Annotated in this window: 22 protein-coding genes; 16 read left to right on the top strand and 6 right to left on the bottom strand. The window is 57.7% G+C overall.

The genetic code is table 11. The features are described from left to right. Window positions 1-11 precede the first annotated feature (11 nt). The 3 genes from AC07NR_RS03750 to AC07NR_RS03740 form a co-directional block, all read right to left on the bottom strand. Entirely contained in the window at window positions 12-701 is a 690-nt protein-coding gene (locus AC07NR_RS03750) for an endonuclease (RefSeq protein ID WP_085712017.1), read from the bottom strand. 4 nt (window positions 702-705) lie between these two features. Beyond that, window positions 706-996, bottom strand: coding sequence for a DUF1654 domain-containing protein (locus tag AC07NR_RS03745; RefSeq protein WP_119427440.1), 291 nt, complete (start codon window positions 994-996; stop codon window positions 706-708). Window positions 997-1,176: 180 nt separating this feature from the next. Further along, on the bottom strand, window positions 1,177-2,265 hold the full coding sequence (locus AC07NR_RS03740; protein ID WP_248738803.1) for an asparaginase: 1,089 nt from the start codon (window positions 2,263-2,265) through the stop codon (window positions 1,177-1,179). Between the two features lie 348 nt (window positions 2,266-2,613). On the opposite strand from AC07NR_RS03740, the gene AC07NR_RS03735 reads away from it, so the two are divergent. From AC07NR_RS03735 to AC07NR_RS03700, 8 genes are all read left to right on the top strand, one after another. After that, complete coding sequence (locus AC07NR_RS03735; RefSeq protein WP_085712020.1) at window positions 2,614-3,063, top strand: hypothetical protein; 450 nt, start codon at window positions 2,614-2,616, stop codon at window positions 3,061-3,063. 200 nt (window positions 3,064-3,263) lie between these two features. Beyond that, on the top strand, window positions 3,264-4,223 hold the full coding sequence (locus AC07NR_RS03730) for a sugar ABC transporter substrate-binding protein (protein ID WP_495077837.1): 960 nt from the start codon (window positions 3,264-3,266) through the stop codon (window positions 4,221-4,223). A 56-nt stretch (window positions 4,224-4,279) separates the two neighbouring features. After that, a complete protein-coding gene (locus AC07NR_RS03725; protein ID WP_495077836.1) occupies window positions 4,280-5,833 on the top strand; it encodes a sugar ABC transporter ATP-binding protein in 1,554 nt (517 codons plus the stop codon). Further along, window positions 5,830-6,807, top strand: a complete 978-nt coding sequence (locus AC07NR_RS03720) for an ABC transporter permease (RefSeq protein ID WP_025111208.1) — start codon at window positions 5,830-5,832, stop codon at window positions 6,805-6,807. The genes AC07NR_RS03725 and AC07NR_RS03720 overlap by 4 nt, the downstream gene beginning before the upstream one ends. Window positions 6,808-6,810: 3 nt before the next feature. Then, window positions 6,811-7,830 (top strand): LacI family DNA-binding transcriptional regulator, encoded by a 1,020-nt coding sequence (locus AC07NR_RS03715; RefSeq protein WP_114882125.1) that lies wholly within the window; start codon window positions 6,811-6,813, stop codon window positions 7,828-7,830. A 24-nt stretch (window positions 7,831-7,854) separates the two neighbouring features. Beyond that, window positions 7,855-8,772 (top strand): ribokinase, encoded by a 918-nt coding sequence (gene rbsK / locus AC07NR_RS03710; protein ID WP_495077835.1) that lies wholly within the window; start codon window positions 7,855-7,857, stop codon window positions 8,770-8,772. Next, a complete protein-coding gene (gene rbsD / locus AC07NR_RS03705; protein ID WP_248738806.1) occupies window positions 8,769-9,173 on the top strand; it encodes a D-ribose pyranase in 405 nt (134 codons plus the stop codon). Before rbsK ends, rbsD begins: the two co-directional genes overlap by 4 nt. 46 nt (window positions 9,174-9,219) lie before the next feature. Next, on the top strand, window positions 9,220-10,248 hold the full coding sequence (locus AC07NR_RS03700; protein WP_248738807.1) for a nucleoside hydrolase: 1,029 nt from the start codon (window positions 9,220-9,222) through the stop codon (window positions 10,246-10,248). Between the two features lie 36 nt (window positions 10,249-10,284). Here the strand turns inward: AC07NR_RS03700 and AC07NR_RS03695 are convergent, their stop codons facing one another. Beyond that, window positions 10,285-10,497, bottom strand: a complete 213-nt coding sequence (locus AC07NR_RS03695) for a hypothetical protein (protein WP_085712027.1) — start codon at window positions 10,495-10,497, stop codon at window positions 10,285-10,287. Window positions 10,498-10,628: 131 nt separating this feature from the next. Between AC07NR_RS03695 and AC07NR_RS03690 the strand changes: the two genes are divergently transcribed. Both AC07NR_RS03690 and AC07NR_RS03685 read left to right on the top strand, forming a co-directional pair. Continuing rightward, complete coding sequence (locus AC07NR_RS03690) at window positions 10,629-10,934, top strand: hypothetical protein (protein ID WP_305835286.1); 306 nt, start codon at window positions 10,629-10,631, stop codon at window positions 10,932-10,934. A 166-nt stretch (window positions 10,935-11,100) separates the two neighbouring features. After that, window positions 11,101-11,418 (top strand): I78 family peptidase inhibitor, encoded by a 318-nt coding sequence (locus AC07NR_RS03685; protein ID WP_134826099.1) that lies wholly within the window; start codon window positions 11,101-11,103, stop codon window positions 11,416-11,418. Between the two features lie 72 nt (window positions 11,419-11,490). Here the strand turns inward: AC07NR_RS03685 and AC07NR_RS03680 are convergent, their stop codons facing one another. Further along, window positions 11,491-11,703: a cold-shock protein gene (locus tag AC07NR_RS03680; RefSeq protein ID WP_003179963.1), complete on the bottom strand. Its 213-nt coding sequence runs from the start codon at window positions 11,701-11,703 to the stop codon at window positions 11,491-11,493. 292 nt (window positions 11,704-11,995) lie between these two features. Next, window positions 11,996-12,295: a hypothetical protein gene (locus AC07NR_RS03675; protein WP_495077834.1), complete on the bottom strand. Its 300-nt coding sequence runs from the start codon at window positions 12,293-12,295 to the stop codon at window positions 11,996-11,998. 371 nt (window positions 12,296-12,666) lie between these two features. Here AC07NR_RS03675 and thrS point away from each other — a divergent pair, with 371 nt between their 5' ends. The 6 genes from thrS to pheT all read left to right on the top strand — a co-directional run bounded on the left by thrS (window position 12,667) and on the right by pheT (window position 19,313). Next, a complete protein-coding gene (gene thrS / locus AC07NR_RS03670; protein ID WP_495077833.1) occupies window positions 12,667-14,589 on the top strand; it encodes a threonine--tRNA ligase in 1,923 nt (640 codons plus the stop codon). Beyond that, window positions 14,589-15,140, top strand: coding sequence for a translation initiation factor IF-3 (gene infC / locus AC07NR_RS03665; protein ID WP_170929631.1), 552 nt, complete (start codon window positions 14,589-14,591; stop codon window positions 15,138-15,140). Before thrS ends, infC begins: the two co-directional genes overlap by 1 nt. A 60-nt stretch (window positions 15,141-15,200) precedes the next feature. Further along, entirely contained in the window at window positions 15,201-15,395 is a 195-nt protein-coding gene (gene rpmI / locus AC07NR_RS03660) for a 50S ribosomal protein L35 (protein WP_002553160.1), read from the top strand. 30 nt (window positions 15,396-15,425) lie between these two features. After that, a complete protein-coding gene (rplT, locus tag AC07NR_RS03655; RefSeq protein ID WP_007913489.1) occupies window positions 15,426-15,782 on the top strand; it encodes a 50S ribosomal protein L20 in 357 nt (118 codons plus the stop codon). A 109-nt stretch (window positions 15,783-15,891) separates the two neighbouring features. Then, window positions 15,892-16,908, top strand: coding sequence for a phenylalanine--tRNA ligase subunit alpha (pheS, locus tag AC07NR_RS03650; RefSeq protein ID WP_085732504.1), 1,017 nt, complete (start codon window positions 15,892-15,894; stop codon window positions 16,906-16,908). A gap of 26 nt (window positions 16,909-16,934) precedes the next feature. Further along, the gene (gene pheT / locus AC07NR_RS03645) at window positions 16,935-19,313 is read left to right on the top strand and encodes a phenylalanine--tRNA ligase subunit beta (RefSeq protein WP_495077832.1); all 2,379 of its coding nucleotides are present in this window, start codon (window positions 16,935-16,937) and stop codon (window positions 19,311-19,313) included. The last annotated feature ends 3 nt before the right edge of the window (window positions 19,314-19,316 follow it).

Here is a 19,316-nt window from a genome sequence, read left to right as displayed (position 1 = left end):
TGCGCGGTCGATCAGCCGCAGGCCTTCATGTTCACCGGCCCGACAAACTCATTGCCGCGCCCCATCACGCACGCCACGCTTTGATTGCGCTGACGCTCCCAGTCTTGCACCGGGTACGTCTTGTCCCACGCTTCATACAGTTGGCGATCCTGCTTCGACAGGCGCAGGCCGTATTGTTTGCTCATGTAGAAATAGGTGCGGGCGATCATGCCGCGAATCGAAGGGCGGGGCATGACCTTCTTCGCCTTGAAGTCGACCTGGGTCAGGCAGGAGCCATATTGACCCTTTTCGACCGGTAGCCAGCCATAGCTGAAGTTGCTGCGATCACCGTTGACCTCGCCGATGCTCGGTACCAGGTTGTGCAGGTCGGCTTCGGCTTTCTGGTAGCTCGGGTCATAGCGCGTGCAATTCTTGCGTCCGCCTTCCTGCCAGCACTGGCGCTGATGGCCGAACTCCCAGGCCGGGACAATGTGCTCCCATTCAATGCGTGCGGCGCGCTTGGCATTTTTACGCGGTACATAACCGCAAGCAGCCAGGTCGACCTTGTTTCCCGTGTATTTGCACCCGCAATAAAACTCGGTGGATTGTGGTGCGTACAGCTTCCAGGCGACCTTCTTGGCCTCGGTGAATGTGCGGGGTGCGCCAGCCTGGGCACCCAGGGAAATGAACAGTAAAAGCAAAGCAAAAAAACGGACAATCATTGAGTCAATCTTCCTTCGGTACAACCCAGAAAATCTGCACACCACCATCGTCTCGATAGGCGAGGGTGACGTTGTCGTTCTCGTCGATCTCTTCCAGCAGGCGCTCCCACTCATCGATCGGTTCATCCGGAAGACGGAAGATCAGAGCGGCTTTGGCTTTTTGTGCGGTGGGGGAGTTGATGATCTTTTGAACGCGCATGCCCATGCGTTCGTAGGCATCGGGAGCATCAGAGGAAGTGGCCACGAGGTTATCCTTATTAAGCTGTACGTGCATACAGTATTTAACTGTAGGCATTTTCGCAACTGCTTAAAAATCAAGAAAATCCTCTGACAGCGGTTTTCCGGTTTTGATGTGGCTCATCCGAATTTTTTGTGCAGGAAAGAAGCAGGGGGCGGTGTAGGTAATTGCACCACCCGCCAGGAGGGCGAGTGGTGAGGCGAGTGCCCGGCCGAGATCCGGCCGGGCGAGGGTGAATCAGTACTCCCAGAACATCCGTTGCAGCTCTTTGCTGTCATTGGTTTTGGTCAGGGCGACCATCGCCAGGATGCGTGCCTTTTGCGGGTTCAGGTCGTGAGCCACGACCCAGTCGTATTTGTCGTCAGGTTGTTCGGCGTTACGCAGTACGAAGCCGCCGGCATTGACGTGGGAAGAGCGAATGATCTGAACGCCATCCTTGCGCAGGGCCTGAAGGGCCGGGACGACACTGGAAGACACCGAGCCATTGCCGGTGCCGGCGTGGATGATGGCTTTGGCGCCGGACTGGGCCAGGGCTTTGTAGGCGGTGTCGCCGACATTGCCGTAGGAATAGGCGATTTCTACGTCAGGAAGGCTCTTGATGTTCTTGATATCAAATTCCGAATCCATGGTGTGGCGCTTGGCTGGCAAGCGGAACCAATAGGATTTGCCTTCGACCACCATGCCCAGCGGGCCCCATGGGCTCTTGAACGCTTCGGTCTTGATGTTGATCATTTTGCTGACATCGCGGCCGGACTGGATTTCATCATTCATGGTCACCAGAACACCTTTGCCGTGGGCCTCTTTGCTGCTGGCGACGGCGACGGCGTTGTACAGATTGAGCATGCCGTCCGCCGACATGGCGGTGCCTGGGCGCATTGAGCCGACAACGATGATCGGCTTGTCGGTTTTTTCCACCAGGTTCAGGAAGTAAGCGGTTTCTTCCAGGGTGTCGGTGCCGTGGGTGATGACGATGCCATCGACGTCTTTGCTGTCGGCCAGCTCGGAGACGCGGCGACCCAGTTGCAGCAGGTTTTCATTGGTGATGCTTTCCGACGCGATCTGCATGACTTGCTCGCCACGCACGTTCGCCAGTTTGCTCAGCTCGGGAATGCCGGCGATCAATTGCTCGATTCCGACCTTGGCGGCCTGATAGGTAGCGCTGTTGGCCGCACTGGCGCCGGCGCCGGCAATGGTGCCGCCTGTAGCGAGCACCACCACGTTGGCCAGTTTGGTCTGGGTTTCGACTTCTTTTGCCTGAAGGGCGGAGGGCAGGAGCAGCATTAGGGCCAAAGCGCCCGGAACCAATGTCTTGAAAGCAGATTTCATTATTTTTCTCTCTAGTAGTGAGACGGTGCTGATGCAGGTTCATCTAGATGCGCCCCGGGCCGATCTGAATGCCAGGGGTGCAGGGAGGGAGCAGGATCTGTACCAGCCGTACTTTGCGTTAGAGAAATGTTTAACCTGATGATTTATATCAATATTTTATTGATTGGCGAGTCCTGGGCTGAATCGTTTATCCGGTATTCCGAACATTGGAGGCTTTCGTGTTCGGCTCTCCGAAAAGGACTACATCTTTTGCAGGACAAGTGAGGTTGCCGGATTTGCATTCTCTGCTAAAGAAAGCTTCCCGCAGGCCGATGGGTGATGAAGGAAACTGGAATTGAGGGAGTTCACATGTCACTGACGATCGGTTTTTCCAACCCCGGTGCCGTCACCATCGGCGGCAAAACCGCAGCTACGATCAACGCGATGAGTGATGCGCAAGCGGACGCTTCTACCGAAGCGCTGGGCGCAGAAAAGCCAGAGAGCAATCAGGTCAGGACCGGCGGTCCCGCGCAAGAAGACAGCAAGACTGAAGGGGGTGGCGATAACCTGAGTGTCACCGTCAAGATGCTGCTGAAGCGGATGCAGGAATTACAGAAACAATTGCAGGAGCAGCAGCAACGACTGGCTGCGGCACAAGCTGCGAGCTATCCGACTCCGGAAGCGAAGTCGCAGGCGGTCATGGCCGTTCAGGGCGAGATCGCCGAAACCAGCGGTGCGCTGCTGGAAGTGTCCGCTGCGCTGGTCAAGGAAATGTCGAAAGGTTCTTCCGCCGGTAACGTGGTCAACACTACGGCTTGAGCACTCAAGGGGCGAATCTGCGGATTCGCCCTACAATCAATACCGATTCTGATTGTTGACAAACGTGGGCAGGATTCGCATAGTTCGGTCTACGCAAACGTTTGCGCGGCATTTCCGAGGCCCTGTTGTCAGGAAGATGCCGATGAAGCTTACGCCAGCGCAAGCGTTGCTCACAATAATCATAAGATCGGAGTGAACCCATGAAGCTGCCATTCGCTGGACGTCTTCTCGCTGTCGCCATGCTGGCTGCCGCGTCCGCCGCACTGCCTGTCTCTTCGGCTTTCGCCGAGTCCCCCGAAAAACCCAAGGTCGCACTGGTCATGAAGTCTTTGGCCAACGAATTCTTCCTCACCATGGAAGACGGCGCCAAGGCTTACCAGAAAGAGCACTCCGCCGATTTCGACCTGATCTCCAACGGGATCAAGGACGAAACCGACACGGCAGGCCAGACCCGCATCGTCGAGCAGATGATTCTGGCGAAGGTCAACGCACTGGTCATCGCGCCTTCTGACTCCAAGGCCATGGTGCCGGTGATCAAGAAAGCCGTCGACGCCGGCATCACCGTGATCAACATCGACAACCAGCTCGATCCCACCGTCATCAAAAGCAAGAACATCTCCGTACCATTCGTAGGCCCGGATAACCGCAAGGGCGCACGTCTGGTGGGCGAGTACCTGGCCAAGCAACTGAAGGCCGGTGACGAAGTCGGCATCATCGAGGGCGTTTCCACAACGACCAACGCCCAGCAGCGTACCGCTGGCTTCAAGGATGCGATGGAAGCCGCGCAGATCAAGGTCGTTTCCCTGCAGTCCGGCGATTGGGAAATCGACAAGGGCAACAAGGTAGCCGCGTCGATTCTCAGCGAGTACCCGGACGTCAAGGCGTTGCTGGCCGGTAACGACAGCATGGCGGTCGGCGCTGTTTCCGCTGTGCGTGCGGCCGGCAAGGCCGGGCACGTACAAGTGGTCGGTTACGACAACATCAACGCCATCAAGCCGATGCTGCAGGATGGTCGCGTACTCGCTACGGCTGACCAGTTCGCTGCCAAACAGGCGGTATTCGGTATCGAGACCGCGCTGAAAATCATCAAGGGCGAGAAAGTCGACAGTGGCGCCAACGGCGTCATCGAAACCCCGGTCGAGCTGGTCACCAAAAAGTAGTCCTTCGGCGACACAACGGCGCTCGTCCGTCCGGGCGAGCGCATGGAGAGTTTTTTATGTCAGTTTCCGCCCCGAACGCTGTCCTCTCGGTCAGCGGTATCGGTAAGACCTATGCGCAGCCGGTGCTCACCGGCATCGACTTGACGCTGATGCGCGGTGAAGTGCTGGCACTGACCGGCGAGAACGGTGCCGGTAAAAGTACCCTGTCGAAAATCATCGGTGGACTGGTGACCCCGACCACCGGGCAGATGCAGTTCCAGGGCAAGGAATACCGCCCTGGCAGCCGTACCCAGGCCGAAGAGCTTGGCGTGCGCATGGTCATGCAAGAACTCAATCTGTTGCCGACCCTTTCGGTGGCGGAAAACCTGTTTCTCGACAACCTGCCAAGCAACGGTGGCTGGATCAGTCGCAAACAGCTGCGCAAGGCTGCCATCGAAGCCATGGCTCAGGTCGGCCTGGATGCCATTGACCCGGACACACTGGTCGGTGAACTGGGTATCGGTCACCAGCAAATGGTCGAGATCGCGCGCAACCTGATCGGCGATTGCCATGTGCTGATTCTCGACGAGCCGACCGCGATGCTCACCGCTCGCGAAGTCGAAATGCTCTTCGAGCAGATCGCCCGGCTGCAGGCGCGCGGCGTTGCGATCATTTACATCTCCCACCGCCTCGAAGAGCTGGCCCGAGTCGCACAGCGCATTGCCGTGCTGCGTGACGGCAATCTTGTTTGCGTCGAGCCGATGGCCAACTACAACAGCGAGCAACTGGTCACCCTGATGGTCGGCCGCGAGCTGGGTGAACACATGGACATGGGCCCGCGTAATATCGGTGCTCCTGCGTTGACGGTGAAAGGCCTCACTCGTTCCGACAAGGTTCGCGACGTGTCCTTCGAAGTGCGTGCCGGTGAGATTTTTGGCATTTCCGGATTGATCGGGGCAGGGCGCACGGAACTGCTGCGCCTGATCTTCGGCGCCGATCTCGCCGACAGCGGCAGCGTTGCCCTCGGTTCACCGGCGCAAGTGGTGAGTATCCGCTCGCCGGTCGACGCTGTGCGTAACGGCATCGCCCTGATCACTGAAGACCGAAAGGGTGAGGGCCTGCTGCTGAGCCAGTCGATCAGCGCCAACATTGCCCTGGGCAATATGCCGGAAATTTCCAGCGGTGGTTTCGTCAACAATGGTGACGAAACCTCTCTGGCCAAACGGCAGATCGATGCCATGCGCATCCGCAGTTCGAGCCCGACTCAACTCGTATCCGAATTGTCCGGCGGCAACCAGCAGAAGGTGGTGATCGGCCGCTGGCTGGAGCGCGACTGTTCGGTGTTGCTGTTCGATGAGCCCACTCGTGGTATCGACGTCGGTGCCAAGTTCGACATTTATAACCTGCTCGGTGAGCTGACCCGGCAGGGCAAGGCGCTGGTGGTGGTCTCCAGCGACCTGCGCGAGCTGATGCTGATCTGCGACCGCATCGGGGTGCTGTCGGCGGGGCGTCTGATCGACACGTTCGAGCGTGACAGCTGGACCCAGGATGACTTGCTTGCCGCCGCGTTCGCCGGCTACCAAAAACGTGATGCGTTGCTCAACGAAGCAGCGCCTAGGGATCTCCCATGAAAACTGCATCTTCTGCCGGTAAACGTAGTGGCAACTTCTACGGTCTGGGCACTTACCTGGGCCTGGCCGGTGCCCTGCTGGCAATGGTTGCGCTGTTCTCGGTCATGAGCAGCCACTTCCTGTCGTACAACACTTTCAGCACCCTGGCCAACCAGATCCCCGACCTGATGGTGTTGGCGGTGGGCATGACCTTCGTGCTGATCATCGGCGGGATCGACCTGTCGGTGGGTTCGGTGCTGGCGCTCGCAGCATCGACCGTCAGCGTGGCGATCCTGGGCTGGGGCTGGAGCGTTCTGCCGGCCGCACTGCTCGGCATGGCAGTGGCGGCACTGGCCGGCACGGTGACCGGCTCGATCACGGTTGCGTGGCGAATTCCGTCGTTCATCGTTTCGCTTGGTGTGCTGGAAATGGCCCGGGGCCTGGCCTATCAGATGACCGGTTCGCGTACCGCTTACATCGGTGATTCATTTGCGTGGCTGTCGAACCCGATCGCTTTTGGTATTTCGCCGTCGTTCATCATCGCCTTGCTGGTGATTTTCATTGCTCAAGCGGTGTTGACCCGGACCGTGTTCGGTCGCTACCTGATCGGCATCGGCACCAACGAGGAAGCAGTGCGGCTGGCGGGCATCAATCCCAAGCCCTACAAGATTCTGGTGTTCAGCCTGATGGGGCTGCTGGCCGGTATCGCGGCGCTGTTCCAGATTTCCCGCCTGGAAGCTGCCGATCCGAATGCCGGCTCAGGCCTTGAGCTGCAAGTGATTGCTGCGGTAGTGATCGGCGGCACCAGCCTGATGGGCGGCCGTGGTTCGGTCATCAGTACGTTCTTCGGGGTCTTGATCATCTCCGTCCTGGCGGCCGGTCTGGCGCAGATCGGCGCAACCGAGCCGACCAAGCGCATCATCACCGGCGCAGTGATCGTCATCGCGGTAGTGCTCGATACGTATCGCAGCCAACGCGCAAGCCGGCGGGGCTGAGACATGGCGACAATCAAGGATGTGGCGGCGCTTGCGGGAATTTCCTACACGACCGTCTCCCATGTTGTGAATAACACCCGGCCGGTGAGCCAGGAAGTGCGGCTGAAAGTCGAGGCGGCGATCAAGAGCCTCGACTACGTGCCAAGCGCCGTCGCCCGATCGCTGAAGGCCAAGACCACTGCCACCATTGGCTTGCTGGTGCCCAACAGTCTCAACCCGTACTTTGCCGAACTGGCGCGGGGGATCGAGGATTATTGTGAGCGTAATGGCTACTGCGTAATTCTCTGCAACTCCGACGACAATCCGGAAAAGCAGCGCAGCTACCTTCGGGTGCTGCTGGAGAAACGTATCGATGGCTTGATTGTCGCCTCCGCTGGCGGTGACAGTGGCCTGGTACAAGGTCTGGCCGGAGTCAAGACACCGATGGTCATCGTTGACCGGGGGCTGGAGGGTGTGGACGCCGATCTCGTGCGCATCGACCATGAATATGGCGCCTATCTGGCAACGAGGCACCTGATCGAACTCGGCCATCGCGATATCGCCACGATTGGTGGTCCGGCGAGCACCAGTGTTGCGCAAATGCGTCAGGCGGGATTTTGCCGCGCCTTGAAAGAGGCCGGTATTGAAGTACCGCCATCGCGGATGCTGGAAAGCGATTTCACCAGCACTGGCGGTTACAACGCAGCGGCGGTTTTGCTTGAGGGCAATCCCCCCAGTGCAATCTTTGCCGGCAACGACATGATCGGCATCGGTGTGCTGCGCGCCGCCGCCGAGCGCAATGTGCGCGTACCTGCGCAGTTGTCGGTGATCGGCTTCGACGATATCCAGATGAGCCGTTACGTGTACCCGGCGCTGACCACTGTGGGGCAATCGATCCTGCAGTTGGGCGAGATGGCGGCGGAAGTGTTGCTGCGAAGAATTGCTACCCCGGATCTGGCTACGGATCAGCGGATCGTGACCCCGAGTATTGTCTTGCGAGAGTCGACTGCGCCGCTGGCTGGCGTGTTTACCGAATATCGCTGAAACCGAATTGATGAGTAGTGATGTATGCCTGCAAATGTAGTGGTAATAGGCAGTCTGAACATGGACCTGGTCACCCGGGCACCTCGTTTGCCCCGGGGTGGCGAGACACTGATCGGTCATTCGTTCGCGACTGTGTCAGGTGGCAAGGGTGCCAACCAGGCGGTGGCCGCCGCCCGGCTGGGCGCTCAGGTGTCGATGGTCGGCTGTGTCGGCAATGACGACTACGGCGTGCAATTGCGCGAGGCATTGCTGGTCGAGCACATCGATTGCCAGGCGGTCAGCGTGGTCGAGGACTCCAGTGGCGTAGCGCTGATTGTGGTCGATGACAACAGTCAGAACGCTATCGTCATCGTTGCCGGAGCCAACGGTTCGATGTCGCCTGCGGTGATCGACCAGTTCGACGCGGTCTTGCAGGCAGCGGATGTGATCATTTGTCAGCTGGAAATTCCCGATGCCACCGTCGGTCATGCGCTCAGGCGCGGTCGTGAACTGGGCAAGACGGTCATCCTGAATCCGGCCCCGGCCAGCCGTCCATTGCCGGTGGACTGGTTTGCTTCCATCGACTACCTGATTCCCAATGAAAGCGAAGCCGCAGCCCTCAGCGGTTTGCCGGTGGACTCGCTGGAAAGCGCTGAAAAAGCAGCTGCACGACTCATTTCCATGGGCGCCGGCAACGTGATCGTCACGCTGGGTGCTCAGGGTGCGTTGTTCGCCAACGGCTCGGGTTACCAGCATTTCCCTGCGCCCAAAGTGAAAGCAGTTGATACCACGGCTGCCGGGGACACCTTCGTTGGCGGTTTCGCAGCGGCGCTGGCCGTTGGCAAAACCGAGGTCGAGGCCATTCGTTTTGGTCAGATAGCCGCGGCGCTGTCTGTTACTCGTGCGGGTGCCCAGCCGTCCATTCCCACATCATCCGACGTACAGGCGTTCAAACCCGCATGAAAAAGACTCCATTGCTCAATATCGCCCTGTCTCGGCTGATTGCCTCCCTCGGTCATGGCGACATCGTCGTGATCGGTGATGCCGGCTTGCCCGTACCACCGGGTGTCGAGTTGATCGATCTCGCGCTGACCCAAGGTGTTCCGGATTTCGTCAGCACCCTGAAGATCGTGCTCAGCGAAATGCAGGTGGAAAGCCATGTGCTCGCCCAGGAAATCTTCGACAAGCAACCCACTGCGCTGGCTTCGCTGGATGCATTGAATGAAGAAGGTGCACTGGGGCGGCGCGATCTGCTCAGTCATGAACAATTCAAGGCTCTCAGCCGACAAGCACGAGCGATTGTCCGTACAGGCGAATGTCAGCCGTACTGCAACATCGTGCTGGTGGCCGGGGTAACGTTTTAACGGGGCTCAGTCCCTTTTCTGATTTCAAATGCACAAGGAATGCGCCATGCACCGCTATGCTCAAAAAATTCACCAACTGATCCGGAGCCTGCTGCTTTTGTCCGTGATAACCGCGACCGGCGCCCAGGCGGCGGAAAAGATCGATCTGATCATCGATACCGATCCGGGTGCCGATGATGTGGTGGCCCTGTTGTTTGCTCTGGCATCGCCGGAGGAGCTGAACATTCGCGCGCTGACCACCGTGGCTGGCAACGTGCGTCTCGACAAGACATCACGCAATGCGCGACTGGCCCGCGAGTGGGCCGGTCGTGAAGAAGTGCCGGTTTATGCCGGCGCACCGAAGCCGTTGATGCGCACACCGATCTACGCCGAGAACATCCATGGCAAGGAAGGCCTGTCGGGTGTCACCGTGCATGAGCCGAAAAAAGGCCTGGCTGAAGGCAATGCGGTCAACTACCTGATCGACACCCTGAAAAAAGCCAAGCCACACAGCATCACCATTGCCATGCTGGGGCCGCAAACCAACCTGGCGCTGGCACTGATTCAGGAGCCGGAGATCGTTCAGGGCATCAAGGAAGTGGTCGTCATGGGGGGCGCGCACTTCAACGGTGGCAATATCACGCCAGTGGCCGAATTCAACCTGTACGCGGATCCGCAAGCGGCTGAAGTCGTGCTCAAAAGCGGCGTGAAGCTGACTTACCTGCCGCTGGATGTAACCCACAAGATTCTCACCAGTGATGCACGCCTGAAACAGATCGCGGCGCTGAACAACAACGCGAGCAAGATTGTCGGCGATATCCTCAACGAGTACATCAAGGGCGATATGGAACACTACGGCATTCCGGGTGGTCCGGTGCATGACGCCACGGTCGTGGCTTACCTGCTCAAACCAGAACTGTTCACCGGTCGTTCGGTGAACGTGGTGGTTGATAGCCGTGAAGGTCCGACCTTCGGGCAGACCATCGTCGACTGGTATGACGGCCTGAAAGCCCCGAAAAATGCCTTCTGGGTGGAAAACGGTGATGCTCAGGGCTTCTTCGATCTGTTGACCGAACGCCTGAAGCGTCTGAAGTAAGCAACAGGCCCGCAGGTGCCAGCCTGCGGGCCTTAATTATTCTTTCTCGATGTCCGATGTGCCCTTGAAGTCATCCGGATACTTCTCGAACAGCTGGGCAATAAATGATTGCGCGGCTTGTGTTCCCAGTGTCTTGACCAGCAGGTCGATGCTGATCAATGCCAATTCCTCCGGGCTGCCCGGACTGTAAGAGCTATGGCCTTGTGGCCAGTGGGCCTTGATGTCGGCTGAGATGCTTACGGTCGTCATGATGAGCTCGGAAGGTTCGGGACTGGAGTCTTGAGTTAACCACTTTGTCCGGTGTTTGGCACTGCGACTTAGGCATGAGCGCAGGGCTATGCGACACTTGGTCGTCTTCGAAATGACCAAGGACCTGCGCTGTGCAAATCGATTTGAATTCCCCCGGCGGCCTGTCGCTGGACGCCGTGCGTCTGATGCTGGCATCGGCCAGTGACGATGAGCACACCCAGTTACGCGTGACCAAGGGCGGCATTGCGTATATCTCTTCGGGGGTCACGGGTGGCCAGGATATCGAAGGCTTGTCGTTTCGCCTGGAGACCTGGGCCAAGGGCTCGGGTTATGTGGGCAACGTTGCGGCCAGCGACGAGGTCTGGGTAATGCAGATCTTCAATGCGCTCAAGGACAACTGGCCGAATCCGCCCTTTGACTACATCGATGTCTACTGAGCACTGGTCATATTCAGTGACGATTGTGTGAAGAAGTATCAGGCGTTGCTGAGGCAAACTCGCCGTTTTTCTGATCGTGGGGCAGGGGAGTGGCGCAGGTCATGAAACCAAACGCTGTATTGGCGGTCGCACAATGTTCGCTCAACTATTGAAAAAAGGAGGCTTCATGCCTTGGAAGCTCGCGTCACTGGGTACTCTGATGGCGGTTGCCATGCTGGCTGGCTGCACTACCACCTCCAGCGAGTCGCAGAAGGATCCTGTGGCGACCGAAACCGGTCACAGTCGTTGCGAGGCAACCGCTGCGGAGTTCGCCGTCGGCAAAAAGGCTTCGCCGGAATTGCTGGAGCAGGCGCGCAAAAAGGCCGGCGCGCAGAACGCCCGGTTCCTCAAGCCTGACGACATGATCACCCTTGAGTACCGGTCTGATCGGCTGAATCTCAATACCGACAATAATCTGGTGGTCACCCGGGCCAGCTGTGGCTGAGTTGTACAGACTTTTGTCACGCGCATAAAAAACCCCGTCACATGGACGGGGTTTTTTTAGTGCGCCGGGAAATTACTCTGGGCGAACTTGTGCAGCTTGCATACCCTTTTGGCCTTTCTCAGCCACGAAGGAAACGGTCTGGCCTTCTTTCAGGCTTTTGAAACCGTCGGATTCGATAGCTTTGAAGTGTACGAACAGGTCGTCACCGCCACCTTGAGGAGTGATGAAGCCGAAGCCTTTTTCATCGTTGAACCATTTAACGGTGCCGGTTTGGCGATTAGACATGGTGTATCTCCAAGAAACATATATTTTCAGTAGTACTGTGCTGCTCAGGCCAACTGGGCACACCGGGGTATCATAGTCGAAATGTTCGCTTTGGTAGCCCCCCGGACGTGCTGTTTGCTTTCATATTGCAGACGCTTCGACAGTTTGAATGTCTGTAACCCCCGGTTTCAGAGGCTTTCAGCCAAATCGGCGGGGTGTAAAAAAAGCTATAAAACCTGCATAAAATATCGGATTCAGGGGCATTCTGGCCTTTTTTTGCTCTCCGAATGCCCGTAAAACCGTTCGCCAGGTATTATTTCTGCACTCGGCAAACCGAGATTTCCTTCAGCGCGCGTTGACCCAGCTCACCGCTCGGCGGGGTGTTCTTGTCCATCAGTTGAGCGATTTCCTGAGAGGTGAATTTCTTCTCCAGGACGTCGGCACCGCAGGTGCAGTGCTGCTTGGCCACCGTCGGGTTGACGCTTTGGCTGGCCGCTTTTGTGCAGTCGTTCATGTATTGCTCTTTGACGCCTTTCGGCCAGGCAGCCTGCGCGCTCAGCGGCAACAGCAGAACTAGAGGGACGACTGCGGCGAATAGGGTGTTCAGACGCATGCGAGGATGCTCCTTGTGGGTCGATGTCTTGTTATCTGATGGCTGAGTGGCCGATCAAGTTCATCACTCTGGCACAAAACAGACGATTTGCCTGCCGGTAAAACCAGAGTGCGTGTGTGACCGTTCATCTGTGCTAGCATGGCCGACTCGGGCGTTCGCAGGCTCCGGATGACCTTCAGTCCCGGCAGCGGCGACGTGCGAATACTCTGATTTGAATCCCAGTCACTCTGGTTCGGTTTTCCGGTTGGCCGCAAGGCTCCTGCCGCTGTAAGGCAGGCGTTCGTCATTGAATGGCCTGGATCGGATCTTGTACTGGCTCATCCCAACCCACGTGACCTTTGGTAGGGGTCACCACTAGGAGAGGAGGCGCCATGCCAACTATTACTCTTCCCGACGGCAGTCAACGTTCATTCGATCACCCGGTTTCCGTAGCCGAGGTCGCCGCATCCATCGGTGCAGGCCTGGCCAAGGCCACCCTGGCCGGCAAGGTGAACGGCAAGCTGGTCGACGCCAGCGACATCATCGACAGCGACGCAACGCTGCAAATCATCACGCCAAAGGATGAAGAGGGGCTGGAGATCATTCGCCACTCTTGCGCCCACCTGGTTGGCCACGCGGTCAAGCAGTTGTACCCGACGGCCAAAATGGTCATCGGTCCGGTCATTGACGAAGGCTTCTATTACGACATCGCCTTCGAGCGTCCTTTCACTCCGGACGATATGGCCGCCATCGAACAGCGCATGCAACAGCTGATCGACACCGAATACGACGTTATCAAGAAGGTCACTCCGCGTGCCGAGGTGATCGAAGTGTTCAAGGCCCGTGGCGAAGACTACAAGCTGCGCCTGGTCGAGGACATGCCGAACGAGCAGGCCATGGGCCTGTACTATCACGAAGAATATGTCGACATGTGCCGCGGTCCGCACGTGCCGAACACTCGCTTCCTGAAATCCTTCAAGTTGACCAAGCTGTCCGGCGCCTACTGGCGCGGTGATGCCAAGAACGAGCAATTGCAGCGCGTTTACGGCACCGCATGGGCTGACAAGAAGCAGCTGGCAGCGTATATCCAGCGAATCGAAGAAGCTGAAAAGCGCGATCACCGCAAGATCGGCAAGCGCCTGGGCCTGTTCCACACCCAGGAAGAAGCGCCGGGCATGGTGTTCTGGCACCCGAATGGCTGGACTCTGTACCAGGTACTCGAGCAGTACATGCGCAAGGTGCAGCGTGACAACGGCTATCTCGAAATCAAGACGCCGCAAGTCGTTGACCGTAGCCTGTGGGAAAAGTCCGGGCACTGGGCCAACTACGCCGAAAACATGTTCACCACCGAGTCGGAAAGCCGCGACTACGCGATCAAGCCGATGAACTGCCCTTGCCACGTGCAAGTGTTCAACCAGGGTCTGAAGAGCTACCGCGAGCTGCCGATGCGTCTGGCCGAGTTCGGTGCCTGTCACCGTAACGAGCCGTCGGGTGCGCTGCACGGCATCATGCGCGTGCGTGCATTCACTCAGGACGACGCCCACATTTTCTGCACCGAAGAGCAGATGCAGGCCGAATCCGCTGCGTTCATCAAGCTGACCATGGATGTTTACCGCGACTTCGGCTTCACCGACGTCGAAATGAAACTGTCCACTCGTCCGGAAAAACGCGTTGGTTCCGACGAACTGTGGGATCGCGCCGAAGCAGCCTTGGCCGCGGCCCTTGATAGCGCGGGCCTTCCGTACGATCTGCAGCCGGGTGAGGGCGCTTTCTATGGTCCGAAGATTGAATTCTCGCTGAGAGACTGCCTCGGTCGCGTGTGGCAATGTGGTACTTTGCAGCTCGATTTCAACCTGCCAGTGCGTCTTGGTGCCGAATACGTCTCCGAAGACAACAGCCGCAAGCATCCGGTCATGTTGCACCGTGCGATCCTCGGTTCGTTCGAGCGTTTCGTCGGGATTCTGATCGAGCACTACGAAGGTGCATTCCCTGCGTGGCTGGCGCCAACCCAGGCAGTGATCATGAATATCACTGATAAACAGGCAGATTTTGTTGCTCAGGTCGAAAAAACTCTCAACGAAAGCGGGTTTCGTGCCAAGTCTGACTTGAGAAATGAAAAGATCGGCTTTAAAATCCGCGAGCATACTTTGCTCAAGGTTCCATATCTCTTGGTTATTGGGGATAAGGAAGTCGAGATGCAGACTGTCGCTGTGCGTACTCGTGAAGGTGCTGACCTGGGCTCGATGCCCGTCGCCCAGTTCGCTGAGTTTCTCGCGCAAGCGGTTTCCCGGCGTGGTCGCCCAGATTCGGAGTAATTATTATTAAGCGTGAAATGAGACAAGATAAACGAACTGCACCGAAAGCCCCGATCAACGAGAATATCTCGGCACGCGAGGTTCGGTTAATTGGCGCTGACGGCGAGCAGATTGGCATCGTCTCGATTGATGAAGCGCTTCGTATCGCTGAAGAAGCAAAGCTTGATCTGGTAGAAATCTCTGCAGACGCAGTCCCACCGGTTTGCCGTGTGATGGACTACGGCAAGTCGATCTTCGAAAAGAAGAAGCAGATTGCTGCGGCGAAGAAGAACCAGAAGCAGATTCAGGTAAAAGAAATCAAGTTTCGTCCAGGGACGGAGGAAGGGGATTACCAGGTAAAACTGCGCAACCTGGTACGTTTCCTGAGTGACGGGGACAGGGCCAAGGTATCCTTGCGATTCCGCGGCCGTGAGATGGCCCACCAGGAGCTGGGGATGGAACTCCTCAAGCGGGTTGAACAAGACCTGCTCGAGTACGGTTCGGTCGAACAGCATCCTAAGATGGAAGGACGCCAGCTGATCATGGTCATCGCCCCGAAAAAGAAGAAGTAATCAACAGGGCACGGCAGGCCTTCTGATTATGTTTATCAACTGAATGCGGAGTATCCGAACATGCCAAAGATGAAAACCAAAAGTGGTGCTGCTAAGCGGTTTCTGAAAACTGCTAACGGTATCAAGCACAAGCACGCTTTCAAGAGCCACATCCTGACCAAAATGTCGACCAAGCGTAAGCGTCAACTGCGCGGTAGCAGCTTGCTGCATCCGTCTGACGTGGCAAAAGTCGAGCGCATGCTGCGCCTTCGTTAATTTTTGGATCAAGAATAGAGGAAGTAACTCATGGCTCGTGTAAAGCGTGGCGTCATTGCCCGTAAACGTCACAAAAAAATTCTGAAACTTGCTAAAGGCTACTACGGCGCTCGCTCGCGCGTATTCCGTGTTGCCAAGCAAGCGGTAATCAAGGCAGGCCAATACGCCTACCGTGACCGTCGTCAGAAAAAACGTCAGTTCCGCGCTCTGTGGATCGCTCGTATCAACGCTGGTGCTCGTGTTAACGGTCTGTCCTACAGCCGTTTCATCGCTGGCCTGAAAAAAGCGTCCATCGAGATCGACCGTAAGGTTCTGGCTGATCTGGCAGTGAACGAAAAAGCGGTGTTTGCCGCGATTGTCGAGAAAGCTAAAGCCACCTTGGCTTAAGTACCCCCGACAGTCACCCGGCCTCACCTCTGTGGGGTCAGGTGGTAAACGTCATAAATAGGGGAAGAGCCTTCAAGCTCTTCCCCTATTTTGTATCTGGAGTCTGTACATGGAAAACCTGGATGCGCTGGTCTCTCAAGCACTAGAGGCTGTGCAAAGCGCTGAAGATATCAATGCCCTGGAGCAAATCCGGGTTCAATACCTTGGCAAAAAGGGTGAATTGACTCAGGTGATGAAGACCCTGGGGAATTTGCCGGCAGAAGAGCGTCCGCAGGTCGGCGCCCTGATCAACGTTGCCAAGGAACGTGTCACAGGCGTTCTCAATGCGCGCATGGCGCTGTTTGAAGAGGCCGAACTGGCTGCCAAACTGTCCGCCGAATCCATTGACGTAACCCTGCCGGGCCGTGGCCAGACCTCCGGTGGTCTGCATCCGGTAACCCGGACTCTGGAACGCATCGAACAGTTCTTCACCCACATCGGCTACGGCATTGCCGAAGGCCCTGAGGTCGAAGACGATTATCACAACTTCGAGGCGCTCAACATCCCAGGCCATCACCCGGCCCGGTCGATGCACGACACCTTCTATTTCAACGCGAACATGCTGTTGCGCACCCATACCTCGCCGGTACAGGTCCGCACCATGGAATCGCAGCAGCCGCCGATCCGCATCGTCTGCCCAGGCCGTGTGTACCGCAGCGACTCCGATATCACTCACTCGCCGATGTTCCACCAGGTCGAAGGCCTGCTGGTCGATCGCGACATCAATTTCGCCGACCTGAAAGGCACTATCGAAGAGTTCCTGCGGGTGTTCTTCGAAAAAGAACTGGCGGTACGTTTCCGTCCTTCCTACTTCCCGTTCACCGAGCCATCCGCGGAAGTCGACATGGAATGCGTGATGTGCAGCGGTAAAGGCTGCCGTGTCTGCAAGCAGACCGGCTGGCTGGAAGTCATGGGCTGCGGCATGGTTCACCCGAATGTGCTGCGCATGTCCGGCATCGATCCGGAAGAGTTCTCGGGCTTTGCCTTCGGCATGGGCGTCGAGCGTCTGGCCATGCTGCGTTACGGCGTGAACGACTTGCGTCTGTTCTTCGACAACGACTTGCGGTTCCTCGCGCAATTTCGCTAGTCGTAACGAATTCTTAGGAGAGCAGGATGAAATTCAGTGAACAATGGCTGCGTGGCTGGGTCAGCCCGCAGGTAAATCGCGACGAGCTGGTTGCCCGTCTGTCGATGGCCGGTCTTGAGGTCGATAGCGTTACGCCGGCCGCCGGTGCATTCATTGGTGTAGTGGTGGGCGAGGTTCTGAGTACCGAGCAACACCCTGACGCCGACAAGTTGCGTGTGTGCCAGGTGAGCAATGGTGCGGAAACCTTCCAGGTCGTGTGCGGTGCGCCAAATGTGCGTCCGGGCCTGAAGATTCCGTTCGCCATGATCGGAGCCGAGCTGCCGGGCGACTTCAAGATCAAGAAAGCCAAGCTGCGTGGCGTCGAGTCCAACGGCATGCTGTGCTCGCAATCCGAGCTGCAGGTCGGTGAAGGCAATGACGGTCTGATGGAACTGCCGGCCGATGCGCCGGTGGGCGAAGATTTCCGCGTTTATCTGGATCTGGAAGACGCCAGCATCGAGGTCGACCTGACCCCGAACCGCGGCGACTGCCTGTCCCTGGCCGGTCTGGCGCGTGAAGTGGGTGCGTTGTACGACACTCCAGTCACTCGTCCGGTGGTAATGACCGTTCCGGCTGTACACGACGAAGTGCGCTCAGTGGAAGTCCTGGCGCCTGCAGCGTGCCCGCGCTACCTGGGTCGTGTCATCCGCAACGTTGACCTGTCCAAGCCTACGCCTCTGTGGATGGTAGAGCGTCTGCGTCGTGCCGAAGTGCGCAGCATCGACGCCGCCGTCGACATCACCAACTACGTGATGCTCGAACTGGGTCAGCCGCTGCACGCTTTCGACCTCGCGGAAATCAATGGCGGCATTCGTGTACGCATGGCGGAAGAGGGCGAGAAGCTCGTTCTGCTCGACGGTCAGGAAGTCAGCCTGCGTAGCGATACGCTGGTGATCGCCGACCACACTCGCGCTCTGGCCATTGCCGGCGTGATGGGTGGCGAGCACAGCGGTGTATCCGCGACTACTCGCGACGTATTCCTTGAAAGTGCGTTCTTCGACCAGATCGCTGTGGCGGGCAAGGCTCGCTCCTACGGTCTGCACACTGATGCTTCGCACCGCTACGAGCGTGGTGTGGACTGGCAACTGGCCCGTGAAGCCATGGAGCGCGCCACTGGCCTGCTGCTGGAAATCACCGGTGGCGAAGCCGGCCCGATCATCGAAACCGTCAGCGAGCAGCACTTGCCGTCGATCGCGCCGATCACTCTGCGTGCTCAGCGCATCACCCAGATGCTGGGCATGGAAATGGATTCGGCCGAAGTCGAGCGTCTGCTCAACGCTTTGGGTCTGAAGGTTTCCGCCGACGGGGCAGGGCAATGGCGCGTAGAAGTGCCGAGCCATCGCTTCGATATCAGCCTGGAAGTCGATCTGATCGAAGAGCTGGCGCGTCTGTACGGTTACAACCGTCTGCCTGTTCGTTACCCGCAAGCTCGTCTGGCGCCGCAAGCCAAGGCTGAAGCGCGCAGCGATCTGCCGGAACTGCGTCGTCTGCTGGTCGCTCGTGGTTATCAGGAAGCGATCACTTACAGCTTCATCGATCCAAAACAGTTCGAGCTGTTCAACCCGGGGGTTGAGCCACTGCTGTTGGCGAACCCGATCTCCAATGACATGGCAGCCATGCGTTCGTCGCTGTGGCCGGGTCTGGTCAAGGCGCTGCAGCACAACCTCAACCGTCAGCAGGATCGTGTCCGTCTGTTCGAGAGTGGCCTGCGTTTCGTCGGCCAACTGGAAGGTCTGAAGCAAGAGCCGATGCTGGCCGGTGTCGTCTGCGGTAGCCGTCTGCCGGAAGGCTGGGCACAAGGTCGTGATACCGTCGACTTCTTCGACGTCAAGGCTGACGTTGAGGCTGTGCTGGGTTTTGCCGGTGCGCTGGATTCGTTCACTTTCACCCCGGGCAAACACCCGGCGCTGCACCCGGGTCAAACCGCGCGCATCGAGCGTGAAGGGCGTGAAGTCGGCTTTATCGGTGCGATTCACCCTGAATTGTCGAAATCCTTGGGGCTCGACCGTCCGGTCTTCGTCTTCGAGCTGGTTCTGGCTGAAGTCGCTCTGGGCAAAATGCCTAAATTCCACGAGTTGTCGCGCTTTCCTGAAGTGCGTCGTGACCTTGCACTGATTGCGCACAAAGACGTAGCGGCCTCGGCTGTACTGGACGTAATCCGTGAAAATGCAGGCGAATGGCTGACAGACCTCAGGCTATTTGACGTGTATCAGGGTAAAGGTATTGATCCTGATAGAAAAAGCCTTGCAGTCGGCTTGACCTGGCAGCATCCATCGCGCACTCTTAATGACGATGAGGTGAATTCGACGACGCAAAATATCCTCACCTCGCTCGAACAAAGGTTGAACGCCACGTTAAGGAAGTGACGT

It is taken from the genome of Pseudomonas sp. GW821-FHT09C09, assembly GCF_059418105.1.
The sequence above is the reverse complement of the archived record's forward strand: the minus strand, read 5'-3'. Positions and strand labels throughout refer to the sequence as shown.